This is a genomic window from Streptomyces sp. TLI_185, from assembly GCF_003814765.1.
Classification (GTDB): Bacteria; Actinomycetota; Actinomycetes; order Streptomycetales; family Streptomycetaceae; genus Streptomyces.
This window is the reverse complement of the sequence record NZ_RKRB01000001.1, coordinates 9,221,592-9,237,937: the sequence shown is the minus strand read 5'-3', so window position 1 is coordinate 9,237,937 and position 16,346 is coordinate 9,221,592. Positions and strand designations below refer to the sequence as shown.

Annotated in this window: 17 protein-coding genes; 11 read left to right on the top strand and 6 right to left on the bottom strand. The window is 70.5% G+C overall.

Going from position 1 to position 16,346, the window contains the following annotated elements; all coding sequences use genetic code 11:
* The first annotated feature begins 23 nt into the window (after nt 1–23).
* Complete coding sequence (locus tag EDD92_RS42380) at nt 24–776, top strand: TetR/AcrR family transcriptional regulator (RefSeq protein ID WP_123969189.1); 753 nt, start codon at nt 24–26, stop codon at nt 774–776.
* A gap of 11 nt (nt 777–787) precedes the next feature.
* Here the strand turns inward: EDD92_RS42380 and EDD92_RS42375 are convergent, their stop codons facing one another.
* The 3 genes from EDD92_RS42375 to EDD92_RS42365 all read right to left on the bottom strand — a co-directional run bounded on the left by EDD92_RS42375 (nt 788) and on the right by EDD92_RS42365 (nt 3,513).
* Nucleotides 788–2,116: a phosphatase PAP2 family protein gene (locus tag EDD92_RS42375; RefSeq protein WP_123970799.1), complete on the bottom strand. Its 1,329-nt coding sequence runs from the start codon at nt 2,114–2,116 to the stop codon at nt 788–790.
* Between the two features lie 285 nt (nt 2,117–2,401).
* The gene (locus tag EDD92_RS42370) at nt 2,402–2,836 is read right to left on the bottom strand and encodes a hypothetical protein (protein ID WP_123969188.1); all 435 of its coding nucleotides are present in this window, start codon (nt 2,834–2,836) and stop codon (nt 2,402–2,404) included.
* On the bottom strand, nt 2,836–3,513 hold the full coding sequence (locus tag EDD92_RS42365; protein ID WP_123969187.1) for a metalloregulator ArsR/SmtB family transcription factor: 678 nt from the start codon (nt 3,511–3,513) through the stop codon (nt 2,836–2,838). The genes EDD92_RS42370 and EDD92_RS42365 overlap by 1 nt, the downstream gene beginning before the upstream one ends.
* Nucleotides 3,514–3,619: 106 nt before the next feature.
* Here EDD92_RS42365 and EDD92_RS42360 point away from each other — a divergent pair, with 106 nt between their 5' ends.
* On the top strand, nt 3,620–4,021 hold the full coding sequence (locus tag EDD92_RS42360) for a hypothetical protein (RefSeq protein WP_123969186.1): 402 nt from the start codon (nt 3,620–3,622) through the stop codon (nt 4,019–4,021).
* 192 nt (nt 4,022–4,213) lie between these two features.
* On the opposite strand, the gene EDD92_RS42350 is transcribed toward EDD92_RS42360, so the two are convergent.
* Complete coding sequence (locus EDD92_RS42350; protein ID WP_123969185.1) at nt 4,214–5,044, bottom strand: TIGR02452 family protein; 831 nt, start codon at nt 5,042–5,044, stop codon at nt 4,214–4,216.
* Between the two features lie 290 nt (nt 5,045–5,334).
* On the opposite strand from EDD92_RS42350, the gene egtA reads away from it, so the two are divergent.
* From egtA to EDD92_RS42320, 6 genes are all read left to right on the top strand, one after another.
* Nucleotides 5,335–6,654, top strand: a complete 1,320-nt coding sequence (gene egtA, locus EDD92_RS42345) for an ergothioneine biosynthesis glutamate--cysteine ligase EgtA (RefSeq protein WP_123970798.1) — start codon at nt 5,335–5,337, stop codon at nt 6,652–6,654.
* On the top strand, nt 6,651–7,985 hold the full coding sequence (egtB, locus tag EDD92_RS42340; RefSeq protein WP_123969184.1) for an ergothioneine biosynthesis protein EgtB: 1,335 nt from the start codon (nt 6,651–6,653) through the stop codon (nt 7,983–7,985). The genes egtA and egtB overlap by 4 nt, the downstream gene beginning before the upstream one ends.
* Nucleotides 7,985–8,776 (top strand): ergothioneine biosynthesis protein EgtC, encoded by a 792-nt coding sequence (gene egtC, locus EDD92_RS42335; protein WP_030934982.1) that lies wholly within the window; start codon nt 7,985–7,987, stop codon nt 8,774–8,776. The genes egtB and egtC overlap by 1 nt, the downstream gene beginning before the upstream one ends.
* Nucleotides 8,773–9,735: an L-histidine N(alpha)-methyltransferase gene (gene egtD / locus EDD92_RS42330; RefSeq protein WP_123969183.1), complete on the top strand. Its 963-nt coding sequence runs from the start codon at nt 8,773–8,775 to the stop codon at nt 9,733–9,735. The genes egtC and egtD overlap by 4 nt, the downstream gene beginning before the upstream one ends.
* Before the next feature lie 260 nt (nt 9,736–9,995).
* On the top strand, nt 9,996–10,670 hold the full coding sequence (locus EDD92_RS42325; RefSeq protein WP_123969182.1) for a glycoside hydrolase family 11 protein: 675 nt from the start codon (nt 9,996–9,998) through the stop codon (nt 10,668–10,670).
* Nucleotides 10,667–11,362 (top strand): polysaccharide deacetylase family protein, encoded by a 696-nt coding sequence (locus tag EDD92_RS42320; protein ID WP_123969181.1) that lies wholly within the window; start codon nt 10,667–10,669, stop codon nt 11,360–11,362. The genes EDD92_RS42325 and EDD92_RS42320 overlap by 4 nt, the downstream gene beginning before the upstream one ends.
* A 37-nt stretch (nt 11,363–11,399) precedes the next feature.
* Here the strand turns inward: EDD92_RS42320 and EDD92_RS42315 are convergent, their stop codons facing one another.
* Entirely contained in the window at nt 11,400–12,224 is an 825-nt protein-coding gene (locus EDD92_RS42315; RefSeq protein WP_123969180.1) for a sulfite exporter TauE/SafE family protein, read from the bottom strand.
* 102 nt (nt 12,225–12,326) lie between these two features.
* On the opposite strand from EDD92_RS42315, the gene EDD92_RS42310 reads away from it, so the two are divergent.
* The 3 genes from EDD92_RS42310 (at nt 12,327) to EDD92_RS42300 (ending at nt 15,792) form a co-directional block, all read left to right on the top strand.
* Nucleotides 12,327–13,127, top strand: coding sequence for a helix-turn-helix domain-containing protein (locus EDD92_RS42310; protein WP_123969179.1), 801 nt, complete (start codon nt 12,327–12,329; stop codon nt 13,125–13,127).
* Nucleotides 13,128–13,273: 146 nt separating this feature from the next.
* Nucleotides 13,274–15,538 (top strand): nitrate- and nitrite sensing domain-containing protein, encoded by a 2,265-nt coding sequence (locus tag EDD92_RS42305; RefSeq protein WP_123969178.1) that lies wholly within the window; start codon nt 13,274–13,276, stop codon nt 15,536–15,538.
* 38 nt (nt 15,539–15,576) lie between these two features.
* Nucleotides 15,577–15,792: a dodecin gene (locus EDD92_RS42300; RefSeq protein ID WP_123969177.1), complete on the top strand. Its 216-nt coding sequence runs from the start codon at nt 15,577–15,579 to the stop codon at nt 15,790–15,792.
* A gap of 49 nt (nt 15,793–15,841) precedes the next feature.
* On the opposite strand, the gene EDD92_RS42295 is transcribed toward EDD92_RS42300, so the two are convergent.
* On the bottom strand, nt 15,842–16,333 hold the full coding sequence (locus EDD92_RS42295) for a hypothetical protein (RefSeq protein ID WP_123969176.1): 492 nt from the start codon (nt 16,331–16,333) through the stop codon (nt 15,842–15,844).
* Between the last annotated feature and the right edge of the window lie 13 nt (nt 16,334–16,346).

Below are 16,346 nucleotides of genomic sequence, written 5' to 3'. Positions count from 1 at the left end.
CGTAGATCCGCTAGACTGCCTGCATGTCACCGACTCCACAGGAACGGCGCGCAGCGCGGCACCAGCTCGGCAGCGGCCCGAGTGCACCGGCCGCCCGGCGTGGACCGTCCGGCGGGCGCAAGAAGCCGATCACGGTCGACACCATCATCAGCACCGCGTTCGGCATCGTGGAAGAAGAAGGCTACGAAGCCCTGACGATGCGGCGCGTGGCCACCGCGCTGGAGACGGGACCGTCGTCGCTCTACGCCCACGTGGTCAACAAGGAGGACCTGGACGAGCTGCTCATCGGCCGCCTGTGCGCCGAGATCGACCTGCCCGAGCCGGACCCCGCGATCTGGCGGCAGCAGATCATCCGGGTGTGCACCGAACTGCGCGACCAGTACCTGCGTTACCCGGGTATCTCCCAGGCGGCCTTCGCCGCCGCTCCGTCGAATCTGGACACGCTGCGCGTCGGCGAGGGAATGCTCGCCATCCTGCTCGCCGGCGGGATCGAGCCGCAGGCCGCCGCCTGGGCGATCGACTCACTGACGCTCTACGTCAACGCCTACAGCCTCGAGGTGTCCCTGGCGAACCGCCGGATCAGCCGCAGCGACGACGACTGGGTTGTCAGCCGCGACGAACTGCTGCGCCGATTCGCCGCGCTGCCCGACACCTTCCCCCAGACCAAGCGCCACGCCGCCGAACTCACCGCCGGAACCCTCCACGACCGCTTCGACTTCACCATCGGCCTGATGATCGACGGGCTGGCGGGTACACGGCGGGACCCGGCACGCTGAGGCAACGCGGCTCAAGCCGGCTCGGGTTGCGGCTCCGGTTGCCGCACCGCTGCGACCGCCGGTTCCCATGCTTTGGTGGTCCGCACATAGCCGTAGATCACTGAGGTCAGCGCCAGAATGAGCAGTGGCCCGAACACCCAGGGATGCCTGGCCATCTCCACCGGCAGATAGCGATAGGACACCAGGAGCGCTGCGAAGACCGTCGTGCCGTAGGCGACCAGCTGGATCCCCGATCGGTCCCAGCCGCGGCCGTGGGCGCGCAGGGCCGACTCGATCGTGAGTGTGAACACCACGCCGGCTATGAGGTCCGCGCCGTAGTGATAGCCGAATCCCAGCGTGGCGCAGAGCGTGGCAAGCAGCCAGAAGGTGCCGGCGAAGCGCATGGGCCGTGGGGCCTTACGGGAGTGGATGAAGATCGTGGTGGCCCACGCAGTGTGCAGGCTGGGCATGCAGTTGCGCGGGGTGAACGCGTCGAACGGCATCGGATGCGGGGAGTCGAGCGACGGCGGCGTGTCCGGCCACACGTTGGCCAAGGCCCACTGGCCGGTGGGCGGTTGCCCCGGCCACGGATGGACCGCCGGCCAGTGCTCGATGCCGTTGCCGTAGGCGAAGATCGGTCCGACCACCGGGAAGATCATGTAGATGGCCGGCCCGATCAGGCCGATCACCAAAAACGTGCGCACCAGATGATGAGCCGGGAAGCGACGCTCGGCCGCCACGTTGCGCAGTTGGTACAGCGCGACGACGACCGCGGCCACCGCGAGCTGGCCGTAGACGAGGTCGAGGAGGTGGAAGCCGAACGGGCCCGTGGCCGTGACCAGTCGGCCCACGAGCCAGGACGGTTCACCCAGCGCATGATCGGCGGTGGCCACGTACTGGTCGAGCACCGCGGGGCGCGTCTTCGAGGTGATGAGCAGCCAGGTGTCACCGGTCTTGCGGCCGGCCACCAGCAGCAGGGCCAGGCCGACTCCCTTCAGCAGCAGGAGCCGCTCCTGGCCGGTACGGCGGGTGACGGCGATGACCGCACAGCCCAGGATCACCCACAACGCGCCGTTCCCGAAGGGGTGGCCGTCGGTCACCTTGATGTCGAACGCCCATCGCACCAGCATGAAGACGGCGTCGATGCCGAGAGCACAACCAGCCGCGATGAACCGTTGCCGCCGGGTGAGCACCACCATCATCAAACCCATGCTGGCGTAGAGGAGGAAACCCGATTTCGGGGGCAGTACCACCTCTTGCGCCTGGGTCGTGAGTGGCCCCGGCAGGCCGTAGTGGCGCGCGGCGACCTCCAACGCGATGAGGAATCCGAGCACCACTACACCCGCCGCGGTCCACAGCAGCGTCCGCGGCCGCCACCAGGTGGCGGCGGAAAAACTGGATCTTGTTCGCGAGAACAACCGCGATTCTCTGGGTATCAATTGGCTGGCCGATTTTTTAGATGTTGGTTAGTCAGGTCGCTTTTCGTGCTGGATGGCATGGTTTTTCGGTAGAGGGCGGACCATGACGGCGATCGTCGTGAGCTCGAACATGCTATCGGGGCGGCGCAAGTGGGTTTCGCTGGTCACGGACGGTCTCGCGACGCCCGCACCGACTGACAAGACCCGTTCGGCCCGAACAAGGTTCACTCACCCGACAGTCAGCAGACCGATCCCCAGGGCGATCAGCGCCGCGACCTTGGCGGCCTCCAGCGCCACGTAGTACAGGTGGTCGCGCGAGCGGGGCAGGTCCTCACCCGCCAGGACCCGGTCCGACCTGCGGTTGAGGCGCGGGCGTACCACGAGCAGTTGCGCGAGGAGCAGGGCCGCTGCGGCAGCGACCGGCCCCACGACCCGGCCGGGCGGATCGCCCGCCGCGACGGCGGCGGCCACGACCGCGACGGCGAGCACGGCCTCGACGAGGTTCAGCGCCCGGAAGACCAGCCGCCCGATCCCCAGCCCGATGGGAATCGTCACGCCCGGCGCGCGGAACTTCAGCGGTGCTTCCAGGAAGGAGATCGCCAGCACCATGCCGAGCCAGACGAAGGTGACCGCGACCGCCACTGCGGCCCACGTGGGGTACATCAAGCATGCCTTTCTGCTGTCTGCTGCGGCGCCGGCGCCAGATGGGCCACGCATGCATCGGGTTCGGCGAACGGTTCCAGACCGGTCGCGGCCAGCGGGGCACGCAGCTCGGCCAACGCGCCCTGCATCAGGGCCAGATGGAGCGGGCAGACCAACTGGCCGTACTCCTCGGCGAGTTCCAGGAAGGGGCAGTGCCGCAGCCGGATCCGCGACGGCACCCTCCCGCCTTCCGGGTCCGGGGCGAAGCCGAGGCCGTCCAGCAGCTCGACGAGTTGGCCGGCCGACTCCTCGGCGGTGGGCCGCCGGGACGGGGACGGTGGCTCGACCAGGGAACGACCCCAGGCCCGGCCGGCCTCCGTCGCGGTGGAACGCGCGTCGGGCCCCGTGGCGGCAATCCGGCTGAGCAGCATCTGCGCGAGCAGCCGATAGCCGCGGGTTCCGCCACGGTCCATGCCCTGCGTCGGGGCATAGACGGTGCGCGGGCGCCCGGGCCCGGAAGGCTCCAGTACATGCCGCTCGACGAGCCCCTCCCCGGCCAGCGCCTCCAGGTGGAAGCGGACGGTGTTGGGGTGGACGCCGATACGCTCGGCCGCCTCCGCGACACCGAGCGGGGCCGCGGCCGTGCGCAGTACGTCGAGGACTTCGCGACGGCGCGTGCTCCTGTGCGCCCCGGGCATGCCCCTCACTCCCCTCCCACCTGCACTCATTTTCTCCAAATAATACTTGTAATAATTGGTGGGCAAGCGGCGGCGCCGGCGAAGGCGGACAGATGGAGGGGAGCCGATGAGCAAGGCCGAGAGGCAGGTCGGCCGGGAGGCGGAGGCGGCGATGCCGCGCATCCTGTGCAGTACCGACGCCTTGACCGCCACCGCTTCCAGCGATGTCGCGGTGCTGTGGAAGCTCACCGAGAGCGGACGCCAACTCGACGCCAATCTGGTCCGGTTGACTCCGGGCCGCCATGTCGCCCCGCACGCGGAACCGGACCTGGACGTACTGGTGCTCGTCGTCGCAGGCGACGGCGTCCTCGGCGCGGGTCCGAGGGACGAGCCGCAGTCGCTGACCACGGGCACCCTGCTCTGGCTCCCCCATGGCTCCACCCGCAGCATCACGGCGGGAGACGACGGCCTCGCCTACCTGACGGTCCACCGCCGCCGCCCCGGCCTGCAGATCGGCCAGTCTCCCTGAGGCCGCACCGCACGCGGACCCACAGGACCTGGACCGACAGGACCTGGACCCATGACCGCATCCACAGGACCTGGACCCACAGGACCTGTGCGAAAGCAACGAGAAGCAAAGTTCTGAAGCCCGGGAACTCGGACCGTGTTTCGTCCGTCTTCTTGTATGAGTCCCCCGCAGCATCCCCCGTCTGCGGGGGACTCACCCACTCGACTGCGACTGGGCCGCCGGAAACGCCCGCGCGAACGCCCCTCGGACCGTATGGCCCGTCGTGCGGTCCAGGACCCCGAAGGTCACGCGGTCGAAGACCCGGGCGAACCGGCCGTCGGGGCCGAGCAGCGCCCTGAAAGCGCCCGCCACCTGCGCCGGGTCGTTCTGGAAGACCCCGCAGCCCCATGCGCCCAGCACCAGCTGCCGGTAGCCGTGGGCCGCGGCCGTCTCCAGCACCCGCCCGGCGCGGACGGCCAGGGCCTGCGGCAGTTCGGCGGCGCGCTGCGGCGCCGTACGCCTGATCACTCCCGCATTCGGGGCGGCGGCCGTCAGGAAGCCCGCAGTGCACGGCTCGTCCAGCAGGCGGCCGCGGTCGTCACGGAAGACGGGCACCGCCGGAGAGTGGATGACCCGGTCGGTGTAGAACGGATCGCGGTGGGTGCGGTGGTGGTCGTAGAACTCCGGAGCCCGCAGCAGGCACGTGTACAGCGCGGAGGCGCGGCACAGGGCCTCTTCCTGGGCCTGGGCGCCGTTCAGGAAACCGCCGCCCGGGTTGCGGGCCGAGGCGAAGTTCAGCACCGCCACCTTCCCGCCCAGCCGGCGCGCCGCCTCCAGGCTGCTCTCGCCGGTGACCTCGAAGAACGTGTCGGCATCGGCGGTCGGTGACACTTGCACCGGGTCCGGCCCGTGCATCCGCGTACCGGCCCGCGCCGCCTCCACGGCCGTGGCAATGGACACCTCGCGCCCGTCGGACGCCCGATAGGCACCCGCCGCCACGATCTGTTCCGTCTGCTGCGCGACGCCGCGCAGGCGCGCGCTCATGGCGCCACCCCCGTGTGCGCCACGCTCGCGCGCCGTGCGCGCTCCCCCGTCGTGCTCATGCACGAATCGTGGGCGATCCTGGACATGCGGTGCAACAGAGTTTTTCCGTGTCCACGAACGCCCAGGAAAGCCAGAGGAAACGCCCGGAACGAGGAGATTACCGAGCCGGAACATGCCGATACGCACCCTTGTGCGATGCGGCGGGAGGGTCTTGGGTGGGACGAGTGCTGCCGTCCGGGCACCTGACGGGCCGGGTCGGCGGCACGGTCGAATCTCAGGAGGTTTCCGACATGTCTGATACGTCGAGCGCCGCTCCGGCGAGCGACTGTAGGGAGCCCCGCACCGCCCTCACCCCACCTGAGGTGGAGGCACTGGTCCGGGGCATCTGTTTCAAGACCGGCCCACCCCGCACTGTCGGGGTCGAAGTGGAATGGCTCGTCCACGAGCTGCGCACACCGCAGCTCCCCGTCACACCCGAACGACTCGAAGCGGCCTACGCCGCACTGCGGACCGTGCCCCTGAGGTCGGCGCTCACCATAGAGCCCGGCGGCCAGCTGGAGCTGAGCTCCCCGCCCGCCACCTCCCTGATGGAGTGCATCGGTACCGTCTCCGCCGACCTCGACGCCGTCCGCTCGGCCCTCGCCCGGCAGGATCTGGGCCTCGTCGGCATCGGTCACGACCCCTGGCATCCGCCCCGCCGGTTCCTGCACGAACGGCGCTACGACGCCATGGAGACGTGCCTGGACCGCACCGGCCCGTCCGGCCGCCGCATGATGTGCACCTCGGCCTCCGTCCAGGTCTGCCTGGACGCCGGATACGAGGAGCCCGGCCCCCTCGGTCACGGCCGGCGCTGGTGGCTGGCACACCAGCTGGGCGCGGTCCTGGTGGCCGCCTTCGCCAACTCCCCGCTGGCCCGGCGCGAACCCACCGGCTGGCGCTCCACCCGGCAGCTGCTGTGGCTGGAGATCGGCCCCGGCCGCGCGGGCGCACCCACGCTGGACGGGGACCCGCGCGCGGCATGGGCCCGGCACGTCCTGGACGCGCCGGTGATGTGCATACGAGGGGACGACGGGCCCTGGGATGTTCCGGAGGGGCTGACCTTCCGGGAGTGGACCAGGTCGGGAGCGCCGCGGCCGCCCACCCGCGAGGACCTCGACTACCACATCACGACGCTGTTCCCGCCGGTCAGACCGCGTGGCTTCCTCGAACTGCGCATGATCGACGCACAGCCCGGCGACGACGGGTGGATCGTCCCGCTCGCCGTGACGACGGCGCTCTTCGACGACCCGGAGGCCGCCGAGACCGCGTACCGCACCGTGAAGCCCCTGGCCGAACGGTCGCTCACGCTGCCGGCGCCGCACAATCCGCTGTGGATCGACGCGGCCCGCAACGGCCTGGCCGACCCTGAGTTGCACGAGGCGGCCGTCGCCTGCTTCACGGCAGCGCTCGAGGCCCTGCCCCGGCTCGGCGCCACCACCCAGATCACGGACGCCGTGGCGGCGTACCTGGACCGCTATGTCATGCAGGGCCGCAGCCCCGCCGACGACCTGCTGGACCGGGTGCGCGGCACCGACCGGCGCCCGCACGGGAAGGACATCCGCACATCATGACCGACCCCGCCCTCGACGAACCCTCGATCGACGCAGAGACCCTGCGCGAGCGGGCCCTCACCACACTCACCACCGCTCGCGCCCGCACCACGCTCCTGACCAGCTGTGTCGAGGAGCCCGACCTGACCGCGCAGCACTCTCCGCTGATGTCGCCGCTGGTGTGGGACCTGGCGCACATCGGCAACCAGGAGGAGCTGTGGCTGCTGCGGGCCGTCGCCGGCCGGGAGGCGATGCGCCCCGAGATCGACGGCCTCTACGACGCCTTCGAGCACCCGCGCTCCGAACGCCCCTCGCTGCCACTGCTGCCGCCCGCCGAGGCCCGCACCTATGCGGCCGAGGTGCGCGGGCGGGTGATGGACCTGCTGGAGAGCGCCGACTTCCACGGGACCAGACTCACGGAGGCGGGCTTCGCCTTCGGGATGATCGCGCAGCACGAACAGCAGCACGACGAGACGATGCTGATCACCCATCAGCTCCGCAGGGGGCCGCAGGCCCTGACCGCCCCGGACCCGGACCCCGTGCCGCTGTTCACCGGACCGGCCGAAGTCCTCGTCCCCGGCGGTCCGTTCACCATGGGCACCTCCACCGAGCCGTGGGCGCTGGACAACGAACGCCCCGCGCACCGGCGTGAGGTGGCGTCCTTTTTCATCGACACCACGCCGGTGACCAACGCCGCCTACCAGGCGTTCATCGACGACGGCGGTTACGACAACGAGCGCTGGTGGACGCAGGCGGGCTGGGCGCACATCCGCGAGCATTCCCTGCACGCCCCGCTGTTCTGGCGCCGTGACGGCAAGCAGTGGCTGCGGCGCCGTTTCGGGGTCACCGAGGTGGTGCCGCCCGACGAGCCGGTCGTGCACGTGTGCTGGTACGAGGCCGACGCCTACGCCCGCTGGGCCGGACGGCGGCTGCCCACCGAGGCCGAGTGGGAGAAGGCCGCCCGCCACGACCCCGCGAGCGGCCGCTCGACGCGCTACCCGTGGGGCGATGCCGACCCGGCACCCGAGCACGCCAACCTCGGGCAGCGGCATCTGCGCCCGGCCCCGGCCGGCAGCTACCCTGCGGGCGAATCCCCGCTCGGTGTACGGCAGTTGATCGGCGACGTGTGGGAGTGGACGTCGAGCGATCTCGCGCCGTACCCGGGCTTCGAGGCCTTCCCGTACAAGGAGTACTCGGAGGTGTTCTTCGGGCCGGAGTACAAGGTGCTGCGCGGCGGTTCGTTCGCCGTGGACCCGGTGGCCTGCCGAGGGACGTTCCGCAACTGGGACTACCCGATCCGCCGGCAGATCTTCTCCGGGTTCCGCACCGCCCGCTCCGTGGGAGACGTCTGATGTGCCGTCACCTGGCCTATCTGGGTCCGGAGGAACCGCTCGGCCACGTCCTCGTGGAGCCCGCGCACAGCCTCTACCGCCAGTCGTGGGCACCGCGGCGACAGCGGTACGGGACGGTCAACGCCGATGGTTTCGGGGTGGGTTGGTACGCCGAGGGTGATCCGGTGCCGGCCCGGTACCGCCGGGCCGGGCCCATCTGGGCCGACCTGTCCTTCGCCGACCTGGCCCGCGTCGTGCGCTCGGGGGCCGTCCTGGCCGCCGTACGGGATGCGACCCTGTCGGGCGCCGACGCGGAGGCCGCGGCGGCGCCGTACGCCACCGGGCCCTGGCTGTTCAGCCACAACGGCGCCGTCAAGGGGTGGCCGGGCTCGCTGGCGCCCCTGGTGGCGAGCCTGCCCGCGGTCGACGTGCTGTCGATGGAGGCCCGCAACGACTCGGCGCTCGTGTGGGCGCTGGTCCTGGCGCGGCTGCGCGGCGGCGACGACGAGGCGCAGGCGCTGGCCGACACGGTCGTGGAGGTCGCCGAGGCGGCCCCCGGCTCCCGGCTGAACCTGCTGCTGACCAACGGCGAAACCATCACGGCCACCACCTGGGGCGACACCCTCTGGTACCTGTCCCAGCCGGGCCGCAGCACCGTCGTGGCCTCCGAGCCCTACGACGACGACCCGCACTGGCAGGAGGTCCCCGACCGCACCCTGCTCGCGGCGAGCCGCACCGACGTGCTGCTCACCCCCCTCAAGGAGCCGAGCGACGCCTCGGTCCCCGCACTGCCGAAGGAGCCCCGTACGTGAGTCCGTTCCTTCTCACCCGCACCCTGCCCGAGGACGCCACGGACGCCGCCCTGCGCGCCGACGTCCTGCAGGGCCTCACCGGCACGCCCAAGACGCTGCCGCCGAAGTGGTTCTACGACGCGCACGGCAGCGAGCTGTTCGAGCAGATCACCGAGCTGCCCGAGTACTACCCCACGCGCGCCGAGCGGGAGATCCTCATCGCCCGCTCCGCCGAGATCGCCGCAGCGACACACGCCCGCACCCTGATCGAGCTCGGCTCGGGGTCGTCGGAGAAGACGCGCTACCTGCTGGATGCGCTGACCGACCTGCACACGTACGTCCCCGTCGACGTCAGCGAAAGCGCCCTCACGCAGGCCGGGCAGGCGATCGTCGCCGAGCGTCCCGATCTCCAAGTCCATGCGCTGATCGCCGACTTCACGGCAAGCGTGACGCTGCCGGACACGCCGGGCCCTCGGCTGATCGCGTTCCTCGGCGGCACGATCGGCAATCTGCTGCCGGTCGAACGGGCCGCCTTCTTCGCCTCGGTCCGCTCCCTCCTCTCCCCCGGTGACGCGCTGCTGCTCGGCACGGACCTGGTCAAGGACGAGAAGGTGCTGGTCCGGGCGTACGACGACGCGGCCGGTGTGACGGCGGCGTTCAACAAGAACGTCCTGGCCGTCGTCAACCGCGAGCTGGGCGCCGACTTCGACCCCGGCGCCTACGACCACGTAGCCCTGTGGGACACCGCCAACGAGTGGATCGAGATGCGCCTGCGCTCACGCACCGCGCAGTCGGTGAAGATCCCCGCACTCGACCTCGCCGTCGACTTCGACGAGGGCGAGGAGCTGCGCACCGAGGTGTCGGCGAAGTTCCGCAAGGAGGGCGTGCGCACCGAACTGTCCGCTGCAGGGCTGGACTTGGCCCACTGGTGGACGGACGAGGAGGGTCGGTTCGCGCTGTCGCTGAGCGTGGCGCGCTGACGTTCGTCGCACAGCTGGGGCAGGTGCCTTCTTGGGCACCTGCCCCAGTTCTTTTGGTCCGGAACTCCTTCGAAACATTCGAGGATTCATATCCGAATGTGATCTACCCAGTGCGGACGCCAGTGAATAATCCCTGCATAACAAAACGAATGTTTCGCGATCATTGCCGAAACTATTGACGCTTGACGGGGACAGGCCAACACTCTTGGACCAAAACCCGGCCTCAATCCGGCCTCGGACCACGAGGAGGAACCCCGCACATGGACATCGCACCCGCATACCCGATGAGCCGCAGGGGCGCCTGCGCGCTGCTGCTGGGCACCACCGCGGCGCTGGCCCTGCCCGGCACCGCCCGGGCCGCCACGGTCATCACCACGAACCAGACCGGCACCAACAACGGCTTCTACTACTCGTTCTGGACCGACGCGCAGGGCACGGTCTCCATGACCCTGAACTCCGGCGGCAACTACAGCACCAGCTGGAGGAACACCGGCAACTTCGTCGCCGGCAAGGGCTGGAGCAACGGCGCGCGCAGGAACGTGAGCTACTCGGGCAGCTTCAACCCGTCCGGCAACGGCTATCTGTCGCTGTACGGCTGGACGTCCAACCCCCTCGTCGAGTACTACATCGTCGACAACTGGGGCACCTACCGGCCCACGGGGGCCTACAAGGGCACCGTCTCCACCGACGGCGGCACGTACGACATCTACCAGACGACGCGGTACAACGCCCCGTCCGTCGAGGGCAACAGGACCTTCAACCAGTACTGGAGCGTGCGGCAGTCGAGGCGGACCGGCGGCACCATCACCACCGGCAACCACTTCGACGCCTGGGCCCGCGCCGGAATGCCCCTCGGCAGCTTCAAGTACTACATGATCCTCGCGACCGAGGGTTACCAGAGCAGCGGCAGCTCCAACATCACGGTGTCGGGATGAGCACCGGACGAGGTCTCCCGTTACGTCCCCGGACGACGGCCCTGGCCGCCGTCGCACTGGCCGCCACGGGCACCCTCACCCTCCACGCCGCCCCGGCGCAGGCCGCCGCCTGCAACGACTACGTCGGACTCACCTTCGACGACGGCCCGTCCAGCAACATACCGGCCCTGCTGGGCGCGCTGAAGCAGAGCGGGCTGCGGGCCACGATGTTCAACGAGGGCCGGTATGCCGCCGCCTACCCCGCGCAGGTCAAGGCCCAGGTCTCCGCGGGCATGTGGGTCGGCAACCACAGCTACACCCACCCGCACCTGACCCAGCTCGGCCAGGCGCAGATCGACTCGGAGATCTCCCGCACCCAGCAGGCCATCGCGGCCGCGGGCGGCGGCACGCCGAGACTGTTCCGGCCGCCCTACGGCGAGACCAACGCGACGGTGAAGGGCGTGGAGGCCAAGTACGGTCTGACCGAGATCCTCTGGAACGTCGACTCGCAGGACTGGAACGGCGCCAGTACGGATGCGATCGTGGCCGCCGCCGCCCGGCTCACCAACGGGCAGGTCATCCTCATGCACGACTGGCCCGCCAACACGGTCGCCGCGATCCCCCGCATCGCACAGGGCCTGGCCGCCCGCAGCCTGTGCGCAGGCATGATCTCCCCGCAGACCGGCCGCGCAGTGGCCCCGACGGGGGCCTGACCGCGAGCACCTGCACGGACACCGGCCGCCACCCCGGTCAGGATCCTCCGGGGTGGCGGCCTTCCACGGCCACCATCACGACGAGTACGACCAGAAGCAGCACGACGTAGGCGATGGAGTGGACGCGGTCCGGGACCCGGGCGGTGAGCCGCCTCGCCAGGGCGATGGTGGGCAGCGAGCCGAGGAGGAGGGTGGCGCCCGCGGTGAGGTCGACGTAGCCGAGTTGGCCGGTGCAGGCCGGCGCGGTCGGGGCGAGGGCGTAGACGAGGGTCGCGACCACGGCGACGGGGACGCTGAGGGGGTTGGCCATGGCGGTCGCCTCGGCCATGGGAAGGCCTCGACGGCGCAGGAGCGGGACCGTCATGACGCTGCCGCCCACGCCCAGGCCGGCGGCCACGAGTCCGATCCCGGTTCCGCCGAGGGTGGTCGTGGCCCGGCCCAGCGGCTTCGGACCCGTCCGGTGCGCCACCGCAAGGAAGCCCTTGCGCAGCACACTGTCGGCGATCGTCACCAGCAGATAGGCGGCGAACAGCAGGCGCAGTGCCGTACCGCCGATCAGGGTGGCCGCGAAGGATCCGGCGGCCGCGCCGACGGCGATGAACGCGGCCAGCGGCCACACGTACGCGCGGTGCAGTCGGCCCTGACGCCACTGGGCCAGCGCCGCCGCCACGGCATTGACGACCATGACCGCCGCCGAGGTCGCCACCGCGACATGCATGGCGTCGGCCGCAGAACACGCCGTGACGCTCAGAACGCCGTAGACGACGGGAACGGTGATGAAGCCGCCGCCGAAACCGAAGAGGACCGTCGTGAGGCCGGTCAGGCAGCCGAAGAACAGGAGGGTGGAAAAGGAGATCAGCACTGGTCAGACGGTAGGGATCGGGCGGCATGGCGGGCAATCGATGAATTGCCGACTTCCTACGCGCAGCAGACACGGGGACCTCGTGCCGCGTAATCTCGCGGCATGCGCAACATCCCGGTCGCGGAGGTGGACGACCTCGACCGTGCCGTACTGGCCATCGGCACCGACTACCCCCACGACCACCTGCTCGACTGGCACGAGCACCGCCGCGCCCAGGTGCTGTATGCGGCCACCGGCGTCATGCAGGTCGAGACGGACGACGGCAACTGGACGATTCCCACTGCCCGCGCGGTGCTGATTCCGCCCCTGACCAGGCATCAGGTCACGATGACGGGCGTCAGCACCCGCAGTCTCTACATCGAACCCGCTGCCGTGCCGTGGTTTCCCGCCCGCTGCCAGGCCGTCGACGTCTCCGCCCTGCTGCGGGCACTGATCCTGGCCGCCGTGGACATGGAGCCGTGCTACCCCGCGCACAGCCGCGACGCGGCACTGGCCGCCCTCGTCCTCCACGAACTCAGGAACCTCACCCCGCTGCCCCTCGATGTGCCGATGCCGTCCGAGCCGCGGCTGCGCGGCCTGTGCGAGGCGTTCCTGCAGAAGCCGGACATCCATGACCCGCCCGCGCGGTGGTGCGCGGCCCTCAACATCAGCGAACGCACCCTCGCCCGCCTCTTCCGCAGCGGCACCGGCCTGACCTTCTCGCAGTGGCGCGGGCGCGCCTGCATCCTGCACTCACTGCAGCACCTCACCGCCGGCATGCCCGTCACCCGCATCGCGGCCCTGCTCGGCTACGACAACCCCGCCGCCTACACGGCCGCGTTCAAAAAGCTCCTCGGCCGGCCGCCGACGGCGCACAAGCCTCAACTCATCACAGAAAGAGGCCATCAGGGCTCCGCCGGGTGAACGCCGACCGGTAGGCAGGACGTAAAGAGAATGCAGGGCCTGCGTCGAACGCGAGGCGATCCAGCAGCGATAGGACGATCTTGCCGAACACGGTCTCCCAGACATCCGAAGACACACCACGGCGGTCCCTGACCGGCAACTGGCCTGTGGCCAGGCGTCTGAGGGCCGTGCTGCTCATCCCGGTCATCGTCGCCCTCGTCCTCGGAGGCGTGCGGGTCAAGAACTCCGTGGACACCTGGCAGGCGGCCGACGATGCGGTCCGGGTGGCCGAGTTGGTGCAGGCGGCGAACAAGTACGCCAGTGACGCGATCAACGAACGCGACGTGGCGGTCATCCCCCTGCTGAAGGGCGAGCGGACCGCCGCGGCGGTCGTGCAGGCCCGCAGGACCACCGACGAGGATGCCAAGGCATTCGACCGAGCCGTCGACCGCATGCCGCAGAACTCCGGCCTCCTGCGGCGCGTCGGGCTGGTCCGCGCCGGCGAGAAGCAGCTGCCGACGGTGCGCGCGAACGCGTTCACCTCCCGCCTGTCCGGTGTGCAGACGGAGGAGAGCTACCACCTCGTCCAGCACCCCCTGATGGAGATCTCGAACGAGCTGGGCTTCGGCAGCAACAACCAGGCGAGCTTCGGCCGCACCCTCTACGCCATCTCGCTGACCCAGGCGGCCGAGTCCCTGATCCGCTCCATCGGCACCCATCTGCTGGCCGAGGACCGCGGCACCCTCGCCCCGGGCGAACTGGACACCCAGCTCGCCTCTTTCCGCTCGTACGCCTACCTCGAGAAGGTCGCGCTCCAGGAGTACGCGGGTGCCGGCACCGCCGACGACATGGCACGGCTGCGGAAGGCACTGGCGGCCGCGGGCACGCGGGGTGAACAGCAGCGTGCCGACGCGACGGCCAAGGCCAAGGCGACAGGCCGGAGTTACGTCGCCCCGCCCGACCTGGACAAGATGACCAGCGAGATCGCCGCCGGCCGGACGACCGCGCAGCTCGCCGCCGAGGGCATCACGCCCGAGTCGTTCTTCGCCGCGTCCACGCTCGGCTTCGACGCCTACCGCAGCATCGAGGTCCACCTCACCGACACGGCCCTCGCGGGCACCCGCGACATCGCCGACGACGCCCGCCGTGACGCCGTCATCAACGCGGTGCTCGTCCTCGCGTCCGTGCTCGTCGCCTTCCTCCTCGCCGCCTGGGTGGCGCGCACTATGAGCCGCCGGATGCGCCGGCTGACTGCCTCCGCCATCGAGATCGCCGGACAGCGGCTGCCCGCCCTGATCACCCGGCTGTCGCGGGCCGTCCCCGGCCAGGTCGACTCCAGGGTCGCCCCCATCCCGATCACCAGTACGGACGAGATCGGCGAGGTCGCCCGCGCCTTCGACCACGTCCACCGGGAGGCCGTGCGGCTCGCCGCCGAACAGGCGCTGCTGCGCGGCAACATCAACACGATCTTCACCAACCTTTCGCGGCGCAACCAGTCCCTGATCGAACGTCAACTGGCCCTGATCACCGACCTGGAGGACCACGAGACCGACCCCGACCAGCTGGAGAACCTGTTCCGGCTGGACCACCTCGCCACCCGGGTCCGCCGCAACGGCGAGAACCTCCTCGTGCTCGGCGGCGAGAAACCCGCCCACCAGTGGGACCGGCCCCTGCCGCTGATCGACGTCATCCGTGCCGCCTCCTCCGAGGTGGAGCAGTACGAGCGCATCACCTTCTCCGGCGTACCGGAGGCCGAGATCCACGGCCGGGCCGTGACCGACCTCGTCCATCTGCTCGCCGAGCTGCTGGAGAACGCCACCTCGTTCTCCTCCCCGCACTCGGAGGTCCGCGTGACCGCCGCCCACCTGCCGGACGGCCGCATCATGCTCGAGATCCACGACAGGGGCATCGGCCTGCCGGCGGAGGACTTCGCGGTGATCAACCGCAAGCTGGCCAATCCGCCGACCGTGGACGCCGACATCTCCCAGCACATGGGACTGTTCGTGGTCGGCAGACTGGCGGGCCGGCACGGCATCCGCGTCCAGCTGCGCCCCGGCGGTGAGCAGTCCGGCACGACGTCACTCGTCATGCTGCCGGACACCATCACCTACCGAACATCGGCGGAGGAACCCGACGCCGAAACCCTGGCACTGGCCGCCGTGAAGGAGGCCTCCTCCCGGCGCAGCGTCTCCGCGGCATCCTTCGCGACCCAGGATGCGCCGGTCGGGTCCGACGGATTCCACGGATACGAGGCCTGGACCGACCGGCGGGCCGACACACCACCGCCACCGCCACCGCCCAGCCACGACGAGGAGTTCCGCAAACCGCGGGCGAAGGGCGCCCGCTCGCGACGGCATGCGCGGCGCGCGCCCAGGCAGGAAGGCGGCGCGGACGTGTCGCGCTCCGCCCCGCCTTGGGGCACGGTGGAGTGACGCGTGACGCAGGTGTCACGGCGGAGAGGAGCACCCGCATGACGAACCACACCTACCGGGTCACTGAGATCGTCGGCACCTCACCCGACGGAGTCGACCAGGCCATCCGCAACGGCATCACCCGCGCCTCGCAGACCCTCCACAACCTCGACTGGTTCGAGGTCACCCAGGTCAGGGGCCAGATCGAGGAGGGCCAGATCGCCCACTGGCAGGTCGGCCTGAAGGTGGGCTTCCGCCTGGACGAGTCGGCCTGACGGGGAACGCCTCGGGCGGGCGCCGGACGGGCCGGTTCGCCCGGATCCCTCAGGTCCTGCCCTCCACCTCCTGTGCCGTCTCCAGGGCGGCGGACGGGGCCGTCCAGTGGGCCCGTACGACCCGGAAGCCGGCCCGTTCGGCGTCCTCGCACACCAGTTCGTCATCGTCCACGAGCAAGCGGACGTCGCGGGTGCGGGCCAGGCTGCGCAGGATCTCCAGCTTGGTGCGGCGGGCAGGCCTGCGGTCGTCGTTGCGGCGCATGTGGACCCGCCCGTCGGGCAGGCCCTGCGCGGCAAGCCAGGCCAGCGTGTCGCGCCGGCAGCGCTCGGGCCGACCGGTGAGATAGACGATCTCGCACTCCTTCGCGCTCTCCAGCACCAGCGCGATGCCCTCCGGGATCGGCGGGTCGTTCGGAGCGGCGGCGAAGAAGGCGTCCCAGTCGCGCGGCTTGCGTTCCAGGAACCGCTGGCGGTGGGCCGTGTCGGCGAGGGTGTTGTCCAGGTCGAACACGGCGATCGGGCGTTTGCTGCTGTCGGTCACACGCCCACCCTAG